The sequence below is a fragment of the Propionispora sp. 2/2-37 genome (assembly GCF_001298735.1).
Taxonomy (GTDB): domain Bacteria; phylum Bacillota; class Negativicutes; order Propionisporales; family Propionisporaceae; genus Propionispora.
Genome location: NZ_CYSP01000019.1, coordinates 1 through 13,676 on the forward strand (window position 1 = coordinate 1; position 13,676 = coordinate 13,676).

Consider the following 13,676-nt stretch of genomic DNA (forward strand, 5'->3'; position numbering starts at 1 on the left):
TCTCTTGCCGGCTGCTCACAGCGACTTATTTATAATATCATATCCGGTTAACCAAGTCAACATAAAATCCTTAAATCGGACAAGATTTTTTAAGGTGACTTCATTTTATCACTCCATTTCAGGAGTGTCAATAAGTATTCTAAAAATTTAGAAATTACTCTTCTGTTTTTCCAAGAACAAAAAGAGAGTTGACGCGCAACTCTCTTTAAACATCTCAAATTAAGTAACATCAGGTGCGGTACTGATTTAAATCCTGACTAAAATGGCCAATTACATTTTTAAATTCATTAATTTTATTCATCATATCCTGCAATTTATCGTTGTAAACCTGCACGGCGGCACTCATTTCCCGACTGGCAGCTGAGTTTTCTTCCGAAATGGCGGCTAATCCTTCTATTTTGCCACAAACCTGATTGAGCCCTACCATTTCATGCCCAAGCTTATCAATAATACCAACAATGTTATCAACAACCGCCTGTACATTGTGAATATGAGAACTGTTCCTTGTAACAACCTCTCCCAGATACTGGCTTTCCGTTTCCAGCACACCATATTCCGACTCTATTGACTCAACAACCTGACTGATAATTTCCATTAATACCGTTAAATCCTGTGAAATACTTTCGGAATGCTGATGAGATTGTTCTGCCAACTTCCGTACCTCTTCCGCAACGACTGCAAATCCTCTGCCCTGTTCACCGGCCCTTGCCGCCTCAATAGCGGCGTTTAATGCCAGCAAATTGGTTTGTCCGGCAATAGCGGCAACCATTCCGGTAATTTCATTAATTCTGCCGGCCTGCAAGCGCAGATTCTCGGCCGAATCTCTGACCTCCCCAAACTTCTCTAAGCTTTGCTCCAATTTAGTACTGGATGCCTGCACATCGGAAAAACCCCTATTAATTTCCAGAACGGCATCTTCCAGTTGCTGTTTATTATTATTCTGTTCCTCTACAACCGTTTTTAACGTATCCAAATTGCCGTTCAGAATGCTTACGGCATTTTCCGTCTCTGTTGCCTGATTTCCAGCTGCTCCAGCCACATCATAAACCACTCCCGAAATTTCCCGGGAAGCCGTGCTCATTCTGGCAGCCAGGTCATTAAAGTTGTTTGCATATTGATTCATTTCATCGGTAATTCCCTTAAAGCCTATAAATTCACTCTTCACCCGTTTCTTATAAACAGCGATTTCTTTCATGATCTCCTCAAATTCATCCGCTGAACTCAATTTCGTTTCAGTAAAATATACTCTCTGTTGCAGCTGACTCAATTCTTCTCTCAGTGCCCTGAACGGGCGCAGCAACAGGCTGGCACTTATGCCAGCAGCAATACCGCTGACTAAAAAAGTCCATACAGGGACGGAAACGGAAACAAGAGACAACGCCAGACTGATAAGCGCTGTAACAACCGCCGCTGCTATGCCTACCTTACTGCCTAAATGCTTAATTCCACCCAATGACAGTACTTTATTGAAACGATAATGCACCGTGCTGGTAATCGGATTTGGAAAATGAATTTTAATTTTTATATGCTCAGCAGACGATTCCAGTTCTTCCGTTTTGATATTTTCCTTAAAAAACTCAGCAGCACCGGCAATCAATCCCCGCAGATAGCCAAACATGCCCCGTGCCGACCGGTAGCTAAGAACGGCTTCATACTCAGATACCGGCTCAAGCAATAGCTCCGGAGGTTTAGCCCCGGGGATCCGCTTCACCACCACTACGTGGACATCATACATGGATTTTAAAAAGGAATATAAATTTTCCTGATAAAAAAAAGCTGGATATGCCCGCTGAAACGTCTGTATGTTATCCTTGCCAATGGCAAACCAAATTTCATCTTCCGTTTTTCCCTGCTTTTTAGCTAGATAAGCGGCAAACTGACGTGGTTTTACGTCATCAACATCTTCAGTCGGCAGGAAAATCTGCTCTGCCGGCCACCCGACAGTTTCCATGGCCTCAACGGTCACTGCCTGTCCCCATATTTTTTTTGCTGTGCTAATCCATGTATCGACAACAGTTCCTTTCATGCAAGCTCACTCCACCATTCTCAAATACTACAAAAATTCATAGCATCTGTGTTTAAATTACTACTTAATAATTAATGAAGAAACGTGAATTATATTAAGACTTCTCATTCTCTCTTGACACGAAAAATCCTCCATCTCTAAACAGAAATTTACAATAAAGCCCGTAGTTTTCTTTCCCCGCTTCTTCCCCTTTACTTAATGCTATCTCTTTGTGATTTTCCCCACAGACATTATCACGAACTTGTGCTATCATGTCATCTGTTTTACCATTGAAGCAACCATCACCCTTACCGCAATAAATATCGGAAAGCTGCGAATATAATCCGCAGCTTTCCGATAAAGCACTCAAACAGACCCAGTAACCCATACTTTTAGATGACGCACTACTAGGTACCGAGCACTTTACATTGATTCTTTAAAACTATTCTACGAATCAAGAAAACCCGGAAAAACAGTCAGTATTAATAATAATACACTCAAAAAAATCAACAAAACAACCGCTATCCCGCAGATTATATTATATAACCTGGAATTGGCATGGCTACCCATAATGTTTTTATTGCTGGCAATCAAAAGCATAAAAACCAAAATCGGCGGCAGTAAAATGCCGTTGATTACTTGCGAAGCAAGCATTACGGCATATAACGATAAATCCGGCCACAAAACCAGTCCTGCCCCAATGCCGATTAGCAAAGTGTATAGGCCAAAAAAAACCGGTGCCTCTTTATATGTACTGTTAATCCGGTGTTCGAATCCCAGTGCTTCGCAAATCGCATAGGAGGTACTAAGCGGTAGGATAATCGCCGCCAACATGGAAGCTCCCAGCAGCCCACAGGAAAACAGCGCCGATGCATATTGCCCGGCCAGCGGTTCCAATGCCAGGGCCGCATCTTTAGCTGTTTCGATGTCTACCTGATCGACGTACAACGTCCCAGCCGTAGATACAATAATAAAAAAAGCGATAAACCCGGTAAAAAAGGACCCGATTATGACATCCCAGAAGGTATAGTGATATTCTTTAACGGTAATCCCTTTATCCACGACGGAAGCTTGAACATAAAACTGCCCCCAGGGCGTAATGGTAGTGCCAACAATACCGATGGCCATTAACAAAAAACCTGAATCCAGGGAAAATACCGGTGTGACCGCCGCTTTCGCCACCTCATGCCAGTCGGGGTTCGCCATGGCCCCGGCAATTACATAGCTGAAAAAAGTCAGGCACAAAATCAAAAAAAACTTTTCCAGCCGCTCATAGCTGGCCCGCATTACCAGCCACCATATCAGAAAGGCAATACACGGTACCGCTATATACTTACTGATCCCGAACATCTCCATACTAGTGGCAATGCCGGAGAACTCCGAGGCCGTAGTGCCAATATTCGCAACCAGCAATATCCCCATTGCCATAAAAGTCCAACGTACGCCAAATGTTTCACGTATGAGATCGGATAATCCCCTCCCGGTCACTGCACCTGTCCGTGCGGAAATCTCCTGTGCTACCGCCAGGCATAAGGTACTAAGCGACAGGATAAACAGCAGGGCATAGCCATACTTTGCCCCGGCGGCAGCATACGTGGCAATACCGCCGGCATCATTATCGGCAAAAGCGGTAATAATCCCCGGTCCCATTACCGACCAAAACAAAAAGAACTTTCGCTGCGTGTTCGCAAAAAGGTTCATGTATACCGCCCCCGCCCTATGCGTGAACTGACTGCAAACAGTGAATAAGCATCCGCTTTGCCTCGTTCTGATAAGACCAGACTCAAAATATCATCGACAGTAACGATCCCTAGCATAGTTCCGCTTGTATCAATAACCGGAACAGCCAGCAGGCCATATTTTGTCATCATTTTCGCTACCAGATGATCACTGTCGGTATCCTGTGCTGCAATCACCCTTCTTTCCATCAATTCGTACAAACTGGCATCGTCATTCGCTGTAAGCAGCTTCCGCAGCGATAAAACACCCTCCAGCCGCCCGTATTCATTCAACACATAAAGGTAATAGATGGTCTCCGCCGAACTTCCAATCTCCTTTAGTCTGGCAAGGGCACCGCTTGCCGTTATCTCTCCGGAAAGACCAATATATTCCCTCGTCATCAAAGCTCCCGCCGTCCCGCTCTTATACTGCATAAGTTTACGCACGGCTTCGGCGTCGGCAAACCGCATCAGACTGAGAAGCTGTTCAGATTTACCAAATGACAGCCCGCCTAAAATGTCAGCAATCTCATCCGATGGCAGCCCCCGTAAAATGGCTATAGCCCGTATGTCATCCATTTGGCCGATAATTTTAACTTGTGTTGCCAGTGGCATCTCCGACAGCGCTTTCACTGTTTGCTGTACATCCAGATGGTCAATGAAAGCCGCCCGGCGTTTATAATCCATTTCCGCCAAGAGATCGGCAATATCAGCCGGATGCAGTTGTCCCAACTGTTGTTTTTCCATCTTCAGTTGCAAGGCCGAGTTCCAACTTTCCAGCGGTTTTATGTATTGCCAGCCCAGCCATCGATTTTCAAAGCGTTTAAATAAAAACTCCAGCCCCAGTCTGCGAAACAGACCTCTGATACCGATGTCCACAGCTGTCAGCACCATCATGACCCGCCCATCATACATCAACCAGGACAGCGTAATATCATTTACCCTGACAATTTTAACTCCCTTCAAATCAATAATCTGTTTGTCAAGCAACCATTTGCTGATATAAAACTCTTCATCCTGCAATGAAACAGTACAATTTTCCGTATAATCGCAATTAAGATACAATCCATTTTCATCACAGCGTTCCACCAGTTCAAATGGGATCAGTTCGTGAATCTTGCGTGCATATTTAATACCGGAAACACGCGGATGACTGTAGTTCCAGGACACAGCCATATCCTTTACCCGCCCGATACGCTTTTGCGCGGCATCATAAATGGATTTGCCGAGCATTTGGCTAAAGTAGAACTTACCTAACAGCTTTACGGAATGCATGGTATCCCCCCTATCCATGGAGTTCGCCAATAAACAACACCGCCAGAATAACCCGGAAAAGCTTTTTTTCTCTGCAAATTTGCTCTCCAGAGCATTTACTCCAGTATATGTTTTCCTACTGTGAAGCGTTAATCGGTCCTTTTTCGCAAGCCTTTATACTGGATACCAAAAATAAAAAACTGCGCTCAGCGCAGTTTTTATTTTAACCTTTATGTAATTATGTGAAACTAGGCATGAATAGTACAAGTACGTGCCAGCCGCTTCTTTTTTTTATCTTCATATAATTCCTTATCCGCCATAACAATGATCTGTTCTTTTTCTATTTGCTCCTGAACAACGATAACTCCCACACTAATTGATCTGCTCTGACATTGTTTGTGTCCGCAAACAATACTCTTCAGAGACTCACTAATGTTCCGCGCATCGCCCACGGCCACATCCCGGATAATAATAGCAAATTCATCGCCACCCCAACGGGTAATCACTGCGCTCCGCCCAATTGCCCCCTTTAAAAGGCCGGCAATGGTAATCAGCAGTTCATCTCCTACCGCATGCCCATACAGATCATTGACTTCTTTAAAATAATCAATATCAATAAGTGCAAAAGCAAAGGAATTATTTGTCCCCTGAATACGCCGCAGTTCCTCCTGCAGTCTGGTATTAAAATAGCGCCGGTTCCACAATCCGGTCAACGAATCAATATTGGACAGTAAATACAGTTTATGAATAAGCTTGCCGGTTATAATACTTCCCAAAATAAAAAGAAGCAAACAGATGCCCCAAGAGACAAGCACATATTCCGGATATTCGAATCGGATAAAAGTGGTTACTGCATACAGGGTAATCAATCCAGCGGCAGTCACACTCCCCATAATAGCCGGTGAATACGCATAAAATAGCCTTACCATGAACACTATCCTCCCATGGATACCGTTTCAGGAAACACATACTTTTATCTCTTATTCTACACAAACCGGGCATTTCCTTTTCTGGAAACTACCAGCCAATTTATTCCTATATTAACACTATTCTGAATTCATGTCTACCTTTTTTTATCACTAAAAAAACAATTTTACAAAGTATCCCTTATCTTATATTTGTAAAAAAAATACAGGCACTTATCGTGCCCGTATTTTCTACCTTCTGATCTTCTGCGCAAGCTACTTCAAAAGCAAATTATCCTTTTTCCCGGATAATTTGGTCACTTCCGCAAACTTGCATTCTACATTGGTGCAAATTAAATCCGGCTGGCCATCGGCATCCAGCACTTCTTTCAAAGGGCTCCGGCATGCCGGGCACAGCGCAGCCTTACGCTTTTTCCTTGCCATGTTTAAAGCCTCTCCCTCTCTCATTTGTTACATTATCCTCCAAAAAAGAATTAATCCCTTTATTTCAAAACCGTAATCCTGCTCTTTATCGCAGTAACCTGGCATAATGTGCAACCATATTCCGCATTCCCCGGAGGCTGCCCCTGGTCAGCCACGCACCGGCCAAACAACCTGCTATCACGATAGTACCTATTCCCATCTCCATAGTTATTGTCGCTCCCTGCTGTTTATTTTGACTTTGCAGTATATGCAGGATCGTTTTACAATATCCGGCAATAATGGAGATTGTTTTTGGCCGACACACTACTGACTGTAGAAAAGAGTGGCTATATGTTTTTTGTAATAAAACAATCGAAAAGAGATCAAACTACAAAAACTTAGCAAACCGTTCCGGGAAGCAGCTGTTTAGGTTTAATGTTGGTTTATGTTTAGTTATTTAAGTTTATTTTAGAAAGAAATCAAGAGAAATCCTTAGATAATTTAAGATAAATAGCAAAAATCATAAATTTCATCCTATCTTATCTAAAATTTGCTTGCAATACGTTTCAAGGAGTGATATGTTTTTAGTATAAATTACCATAAAGGAGTATGATTCCTATGAAAATCAGTGGAAGAAATAAATTACCCGCCACGGTTAAAGAAATTGTTAAAGGCGAAGTTATGGCCAAAGTGGTAATGGACTACAACGGAACCGAGTTGGTAGCTGCCGTTACCGTCGATTCCGTAGAAGATCTCAAACTGGCACCTGGCGACAAAGTTACCGCACTGGTTAAAGCTACAGAAATGATGGTTATTAAATAATGTTGTAGTCTAAAAAAGCAAATGTCCCTAAACCTCTCACTAAAGCAGGTTTAGGGACATTTGCTTTTTTATAGCTACCGGATATCGCCTTTATTCCCAGCGAACAATGATTAAGAATCAATTTTGTTGACTATTAAGTTGACTATTAAAAGGAAGGTTCTTTATACTGAGAAGTAAGTAAATGGCAGAAATGCACTTATCCCGGCCCCTAACCGTATAGCTATGGCAAAAGCCCTACTTAAATAAAACAGAATATAAGGAGAGTAGCATTATGATACCCTTTGTCTTTTTTAACAACAAATTTGATTCCCTTTTTGAAGAAAATGGTTATCCAATATTGCTATCCGCCTATAAAGCAGAAAATAAGCATTCGAAGCTTCCCAGGCTTATGCATATGCATGACGATAAAGCGGAAATGGTATTTATTCGCGCAGGAAAAGGGACGCACATTATCGGAACAGATACTTATGCCACTAAAAAAGGTGATATCCTAATTTTCAACAGCGGCATAACCCATGACGAATGCATGCATACCGACACCGCTATGAGTATATACTATTGTGCGTTTACCAATCTTAAATTTAAAAATATGCCGACGAATCACCTCGTTCCGCCTCTGTGCAGACCTGTTATTGAAAGCGGTAAATATTTCAACGAGGTAGAAACTTTAATCAGGATGATGTACAATCAGGCTTTGCCAAGAGATGAATTTTCAGAAGAATTAGCCAATTATCTTTTGCGTTCGCTCATTGTATTAATAGCAAAGCTCTCTGCCAACGATCAGGAACTTTTACTGCCGGAAGAAAATATGCTCGGACAACGTGTTAAGGATTATATCGATAAGCATTATATGGAAGATCTTACTTTAGCCGGAATTTCCGAGGTTGTCGGTGCCAATCAGTATTATTTGTCACACATTTTTAAAAGATTTATGAAATATTCCCCGATGCAGTACCTTATGCGGCGACGGATCGGTGAGGCTCAATCACTGCTCCTGAATTCCAAGCATAGCATTACGGATATTGCCATAAAAGTAGGCTATAATAACCCGAATTATTTTCACAAATTGTTTATGAGAATCGTGGGTATGCCTCCTATGAGATACAGAAAACTGTACTTCATAAAAACAGATATACCCCCAACGGAAGAACAATAGGTAACCGGGCTTACCCCCACCCGATAAAAACCGCTTTCAAGTCTCCCGGCTTGAAAGCGGTTCGTTCTCTTTCCGTCATACCCATTCTGCTTATAATGATAACGATTTTCCTGTATCAGCTTTATGACCGCGGAAACGATCTTCTATTACTTCCAAGGATAGCCCCCTCGTCTCCGGAACAAACAAGTAAACCATAACTACGGAAATAAGATTAATCGCAGCCAGTGAATAGAATGTCATCCCCAGGCCAACCCCGCTCAAAAGCACGGGGAACGACAGTCCTATGAAAAAGTTTGCAACCCACATACAAAACACAGAAATGCCTATACCTAAACCACGGATTCTCTGGGGAAAAATTTCGGCAATCATCAGCCAGGTAACGGAAGACACCGAGGCCTGCTGACAAATCAAGAAGCAAATCGTTAAGGCAAGCACAATATATGGCAAACTGGCTGAACCGGCCAATGTCGTGGCAAAAAAGGCGATTGCGACCAGCGAGGCTATTATGCCCGTTTGTCCTGCAATTAGCAACGGACGGCGCCCGATCGCCGTAACCAGCCAGATGCCTGTCCAGGTAGCCAAAACCGATATAATTCCATTACCAACATTCCCAATCAGGGCGGCATCCGTCCCAAACCCCGAATTCATCAGGATCTGGGTTCCATAATACATAATCGCATTGATACCGGTTATTTGCTGGGCAACCGCAAGGCCGATACCCAAAAAGACTATTCTACGAATCCATGGAGTCGCTAAATCTTTAAAGGTTGCCTTTTCCATGTGTGACTCTTTTTTTATATTGTCTTCAATTTCTTTAATTTCTATCGCTGCAACTTCTTCCTCTCGCACCATACGCAACACCTGCAAAGCTTCTTCCGCTTTGCCTTTAGACATTAGCCATCTTGGACTTTCGGGCATGCGCTTCATGCCCAACCATAACATGATTGCAGGAACTCCGGCCAGAGCAAGCATATAACGCCATACATGTCCGGTCTCCCCCAAACCTACACCCAAAATGGCATTGAACAGGAATGCCAAAAACTGACCCGTTACAATCATTAAATCATTTTGGATAATCATACGGCCGCGCCTCTCCGGCGGAGCCATTTCCGCCAAATAGGAGGGCACGGTAACGGACGCGCCACCGACAGCCAGCCCAAGCAGAAAGCGGAAACAAATCATAACTGCTGCCGTCGGCGACAGTGTGCAACCAATTGTGGAAACAAAAAACAATACGGCCAGGAACAGAATGGTGCTACGGCGCCCTCTGCGGTCAGCCATACGTCCACCGATGACAGATCCGAAAGCCGCCCCCAATAGCAGCGAACTGACGATCAGGCCTTCGATAAAAGGGGTAAGATTCAATTGATCTTTTTGTGCCATAAACGGCAGAGCACCATTGACAACACCGGTATCATACCCAAACAACAATCCGCCAAAAGTCGCGACAACAGTAATGATCGCCAGACATTTCTTGGGTGAATGACCGCTGTCTCTTTCCGGGAAATTATCGGTTATCACATTTCGAGTAGCCATTGCTCCCCTCCATTTACCGTTCTTTTTATTGCTGTTCACCTTAACCGTTTTTAATATTTTAGGAATTCAGGATATATCTTGCTTGTTTACGCTATTCAATTGACGAGCACCGAAACAACGCTTGGCACACTTCCATAATGTCCTTGCCGTATCATCTGTCAATTATTTGCCGACTTTTTCATTAGCTTAAGCAACTTCCTCGTTTAATCTTTCCGCCCGAATATTATAAAGAATTATACTCCACCCATGCTGAACCACTATCGGCCGACCGGACGCATGCATCCACCCATTTTACTCCCTCTACACCATGATCAATATCGGGATACCAGAAGTCTTTGTCTTTTATCTCCTTCCCCTGGTTAACCGCGTCCATAGCAATGGCAAACCGCCGGTAAAGATTAGACCATGCCTCAAATAAGCCTTCCGGATGTCCACCACTAATCCGGTCTTCCGCCAAAGCCTCCGGATACAAATATCCACTGCCCCGTTCCAGGATTCTGACCGGTTCACCGTAGACTTCATAACGTAACTGATTCGGATGTTCATCCCACCATTCGATGCTCGCCAGTGAGCCAATTATACGGATCTTTTGTCCATGTACGGAGCCGCAATTAACTGCACTGGCCCACATAGTACCGACCGCACCACTTTCATAGTTCATTAATACATAGGCATTGTCTTCCAGCGGAGCACGGCTTTTAATAAAACTCTGGCGACTGCACATAAGATTTTTAATTTTCAAATCCGGCAGGATTACTTCCGATAAAAAATACGGATGTGTTCCTACATCGGCCAGCACATAACTGGGGCCTACGATCTTGGGATTTACCCGCCACTTCGTACTGCTGCTTTGTTCTTCAACCGCCTGCGCATGCCCGCCATGGGCAAACTGCATATCCACAATTCTGATTTCTCCCAAATCGCCATTTGCGGCCATTGTTCTTGCCTGTTGAATCAGTTGGTGTCCGGCATAACCATAGGTGATCCCGACAACCCGGTTCTTTTTCTTCGCCAGTGCCTGCAGCGCAAGCGCTTCTTTTACAGTAAAACACAAGGGTTTTTCACAAACCACATGCAATCCCGCTTCCAGCGCCGCTTTACATATCGTATAGTGCATGGCATTCGGTGTTGCAATCGATACCGCCTCGACACCATCCTTTCGCTTTGCTTCTTCGGCGAATAAAGTGACATAGTCCGGATAACAACGTTCCGAAGAAAGACCGATTTGGATGCCGAAATCCTTTCCACTCTCCGGATCGATATCAAAAGCACCTGCAACTAACTGAAAGCTTTGATCACGCAACGCCGCACTGCGATGGATATAGCCGATCATACTGCCTCTGCCGCCACCAATCATGGCCCAGCGGATAGGACGGCCGATTCTTTTTTCCCCATTAATCATTGCTGAAAACTCCCTTTTATATATTTTAAAAACCTATGCTACGCAAATATTGCAGACTTTTAGTCACATCCTGCAGACTTGTATCCGAATTACGGGGATCACGCTCCTGCTCAATCGTAATATATCCCTGATAATCAATTGCCTTTAGCAGCTTATAAATCTCCGGATAATCAATAACTCCCTGGCCAATCGGGCACATCACACCTTGGGCACAGGCATCAAAAAATTTAATTTGCTCATTCATGACCCGGCGATAGACTTTGTCGTTTATATCTTTAAAATGGATATAGTCCAAACGGTCCGCATGATCCCGCAGCCATTGTAAAGGCTCCATTTTAGAGTAATACAGATGCCCTGTATCAAGGCAAAGGCCTGCCAGTTCGTACGGAATATCTTTTAGAATTTTCCGAATTTCATCAGCAAATTCAATGTACCCGCCTGCATGTGGATGAATCACAGCCCGTACACCGTAATGTTCATGCGCAATTTGGGCCGCTGCTTTAATATGCCGGATGAACACCGCCCATTCCTCAGCATGTAAACGTGGCGCTCTTTCCGGATGTCCGGCAGTGTAATCCCGCTCTTCATGCCCCCAGTCAATTAACACCAAGTAAGGTGTAGGAAAATGCTGCCCGGCCTCCGGCAGAAATTGGGGTAAATTGGTTAGCAAGGAGCATATATCATGCACCTGCCTGATTATATTTTCATAATTGTTTTCTGAAAGCAGGTCATCAAATATGGTTCCGGCAACAATGGTTAACCCGTGTTCTCTTAACGCTTTTCCCACAATATTGATGTCCAGCGGAATATATCCATACGGACCTAACTCCAGCCCTTTATATCCGGCTTGCGCAGCTTCGTCCATTACCCGTTCCCAGGAGGGAAGATAGGGATTTTTAGGGTTATCTACACCCCAGCAGCAAGGAGCACCGCTAATTTTAATAGTCATAATATCACCTCCTCTCTCAAAACCCCATAGAATTATTGATTATATTTTTATAATATTTTGGAAATTTTGTGATTAAATTATAGCAATGTATTGATGTCCGTTACATCAACAGTCTTGCTTTTAATCATGCTTTGCCCAGGCTAAATTCTTGAATTTTTAGATTTATTTATAATTTTTCTATACTTTTTTGTTTTTTATATACTTATGGGCCCTAACGGCCGGTATCGGTCAATCCGGTTAGCTCTCCTCTTCCTATCCGGAGCAGAACTGGGTCCCTGCAACAGCAAGGGCCAAATGGATAGTTTCCATTTGGCCCTTGCTGCAAGCACATTGATTTTCACCGGCTGCCAGTGCACCTCTCCTGTAAATAAGACAATTTTTCTTTAACTAATTGAATTAATATATGCCCCTTAGGCAAATTAGCATATTTCACCAGCAACGATTCAATGCCATACTTTTTTATGCCATTTTGTAACTGCACCGCTTCATCATCTGCCGGATCATCGTACAAAAGCGCAGCCGCTATCCCTATGGCCAGATTGTTCACCGGTAAGAATCTTGCAGCAAGCTGCTTGGCAGGACCTAACAAACGTTCATTCTCCCCCAATTTACGAAGGGGATTTCTGGCCACCCTGGTGACTTGATCCGCCAGTAAGGGATTGGAAAAACGCTGAATAACTTTTTCACTATATTGTTGTTGCTCTTCCAGTGAAAAGCCATGCTTTTCTTTTAGTAAAACTGCAATTTCATGTAATGAATTTTTTACAGTTTCTAAAATGAAAGCATCCTGTAACGCCATTTGGATTGTTCCATATTTGTATAAATACCCCAAATAAGCTGTAATGGCATGAGCGCAATTCACCAAGAACAGCTTTCTCTCTATATACGGATATAATTCTTTTACATAGGTAACAGCCTTAAATGGCTTGCTATTGCCGGTAAGTTCACTCTCATTGACTATCATTTCATAAAAACGTTCCACATGTGCAGTTGTTACCGGTCCGCTTTTTATGCTCAGCGCCATACGGTCAATCGCCACGTTTGGAAATCCTACCACTCCCTCCATCGCTTGTTTTTCTTCTTCCGTTAAATGCGCATATACCTCTTTTTTTAACAAGGAACTTGCATTGATGGCGTTTTCACAGGCAATGACCTGTAAAGGTTCTTTGCAGACTTTGATCCGTTTTAATAGCCCTTCGGACAGAACACCGGAAATTCTCTCCAGCATCTGCACGCAAACAGCGGTTGTCACAATATCTGCAGTCACTATTTTATCTATGATTTCTTGTTCTTGTTTCACACTATGCAATGCGGAAACATGATCAATCATTTCTGTACTATTTTGTTCGTCGATAAAAACTACTTCATACCTTTTTTCGGCATTTATGCGGTCAACGATATCTTCGTTTATATCCACAAAGCAAACCTGGTAGCCCGAATGATGCAGCAAACTTCCAATAAAACCCCGTCCGATATTACCTGCTCCGAAATGAACTGCGTTCATCG

The 13,676-nt window shown here is 43.4% G+C and carries 12 protein-coding genes; 2 read left to right on the forward strand and 10 right to left on the reverse strand.

Annotated features, from left to right (window positions below; translation table 11 throughout):
- Positions 1–229: 229 nt before the first annotated feature.
- From P22_RS17110 to P22_RS17130, 6 genes are all read right to left on the reverse strand, one after another.
- The gene (locus tag P22_RS17110) at positions 230–2,026 is read right to left on the reverse strand and encodes a heme NO-binding domain-containing protein (RefSeq protein ID WP_054261454.1); all 1,797 of its coding nucleotides are present in this window, start codon (positions 2,024–2,026) and stop codon (positions 230–232) included.
- Between the two features lie 94 nt (positions 2,027–2,120).
- Positions 2,121–2,375, reverse strand: coding sequence for a hypothetical protein (locus P22_RS20745; RefSeq protein WP_156319028.1), 255 nt, complete (start codon positions 2,373–2,375; stop codon positions 2,121–2,123).
- 77 nt (positions 2,376–2,452) lie between these two features.
- A complete protein-coding gene (locus P22_RS17115; protein WP_054261455.1) occupies positions 2,453–3,706 on the reverse strand; it encodes an Nramp family divalent metal transporter in 1,254 nt (417 codons plus the stop codon).
- Positions 3,703–4,998, reverse strand: a complete 1,296-nt coding sequence (locus P22_RS17120; protein WP_054261456.1) for a magnesium transporter — start codon at positions 4,996–4,998, stop codon at positions 3,703–3,705. Before P22_RS17120 ends, P22_RS17115 begins: the two co-directional genes overlap by 4 nt.
- Positions 4,999–5,225: 227 nt before the next feature.
- Positions 5,226–5,906: a GGDEF domain-containing protein gene (locus P22_RS17125; protein ID WP_054261457.1), complete on the reverse strand. Its 681-nt coding sequence runs from the start codon at positions 5,904–5,906 to the stop codon at positions 5,226–5,228.
- Positions 5,907–6,158: 252 nt separating this feature from the next.
- Positions 6,159–6,326: a hypothetical protein gene (locus P22_RS17130; protein WP_156319029.1), complete on the reverse strand. Its 168-nt coding sequence runs from the start codon at positions 6,324–6,326 to the stop codon at positions 6,159–6,161.
- Between the two features lie 597 nt (positions 6,327–6,923).
- Here P22_RS17130 and P22_RS17135 point away from each other — a divergent pair.
- On the forward strand, positions 6,924–7,127 hold the full coding sequence (locus tag P22_RS17135; RefSeq protein ID WP_054261459.1) for a TOBE domain-containing protein: 204 nt from the start codon (positions 6,924–6,926) through the stop codon (positions 7,125–7,127).
- 271 nt (positions 7,128–7,398) lie between these two features.
- Positions 7,399–8,283 (forward strand): AraC family transcriptional regulator, encoded by an 885-nt coding sequence (locus P22_RS17140; protein WP_054261460.1) that lies wholly within the window; start codon positions 7,399–7,401, stop codon positions 8,281–8,283.
- 90 nt (positions 8,284–8,373) lie between these two features.
- Here the strand turns inward: P22_RS17140 and P22_RS17145 are convergent, their stop codons facing one another.
- The 4 genes from P22_RS17145 to P22_RS17160 all read right to left on the reverse strand — a co-directional run bounded on the left by P22_RS17145 (position 8,374) and on the right by P22_RS17160 (position 13,674).
- The gene (locus P22_RS17145; RefSeq protein ID WP_082378545.1) at positions 8,374–9,819 is read right to left on the reverse strand and encodes a sugar porter family MFS transporter; all 1,446 of its coding nucleotides are present in this window, start codon (positions 9,817–9,819) and stop codon (positions 8,374–8,376) included.
- A gap of 223 nt (positions 9,820–10,042) precedes the next feature.
- Positions 10,043–11,221, reverse strand: a complete 1,179-nt coding sequence (locus P22_RS17150) for a Gfo/Idh/MocA family protein (RefSeq protein WP_054261461.1) — start codon at positions 11,219–11,221, stop codon at positions 10,043–10,045.
- Between the two features lie 25 nt (positions 11,222–11,246).
- Positions 11,247–12,170: a TIM barrel protein gene (locus tag P22_RS17155; protein WP_054261462.1), complete on the reverse strand. Its 924-nt coding sequence runs from the start codon at positions 12,168–12,170 to the stop codon at positions 11,247–11,249.
- 337 nt (positions 12,171–12,507) lie between these two features.
- Positions 12,508–13,674: a mannitol-1-phosphate 5-dehydrogenase gene (locus P22_RS17160; RefSeq protein WP_054261463.1), complete on the reverse strand. Its 1,167-nt coding sequence runs from the start codon at positions 13,672–13,674 to the stop codon at positions 12,508–12,510.
- Positions 13,675–13,676 lie beyond the last annotated feature (2 nt).

Coding starts and splice junctions, on each gene's coding strand:
- P22_RS17160 (WP_054261463.1), bottom strand. CDS start 13,674: ATGAACGCAGTTCATTTCGGAGCAGGTAATATCGGACGGGGTTTTATT.
- P22_RS17120 (WP_054261456.1), bottom strand. CDS start 4,998: ATGCATTCCGTAAAGCTGTTAGGTAAGTTCTACTTTAGCCAAATGCTC.
- P22_RS17110 (WP_054261454.1), bottom strand. CDS start 2,026: ATGAAAGGAACTGTTGTCGATACATGGATTAGCACAGCAAAAAAAATA.
- P22_RS17135 (WP_054261459.1), top strand. CDS start 6,924: ATGAAAATCAGTGGAAGAAATAAATTACCCGCCACGGTTAAAGAAATT.
- P22_RS17145 (WP_082378545.1), bottom strand. CDS start 9,819: ATGGCTACTCGAAATGTGATAACCGATAATTTCCCGGAAAGAGACAGC.
- P22_RS17155 (WP_054261462.1), bottom strand. CDS start 12,170: ATGACTATTAAAATTAGCGGTGCTCCTTGCTGCTGGGGTGTAGATAAC.
- P22_RS17150 (WP_054261461.1), bottom strand. CDS start 11,221: ATGATTAATGGGGAAAAAAGAATCGGCCGTCCTATCCGCTGGGCCATG.
- P22_RS17125 (WP_054261457.1), bottom strand. CDS start 5,906: ATGGTAAGGCTATTTTATGCGTATTCACCGGCTATTATGGGGAGTGTG.
- P22_RS17115 (WP_054261455.1), bottom strand. CDS start 3,706: ATGAACCTTTTTGCGAACACGCAGCGAAAGTTCTTTTTGTTTTGGTCG.
- P22_RS17140 (WP_054261460.1), top strand. CDS start 7,399: ATGATACCCTTTGTCTTTTTTAACAACAAATTTGATTCCCTTTTTGAA.
- P22_RS17130 (WP_156319029.1), bottom strand. CDS start 6,326: ATGGCAAGGAAAAAGCGTAAGGCTGCGCTGTGCCCGGCATGCCGGAGC.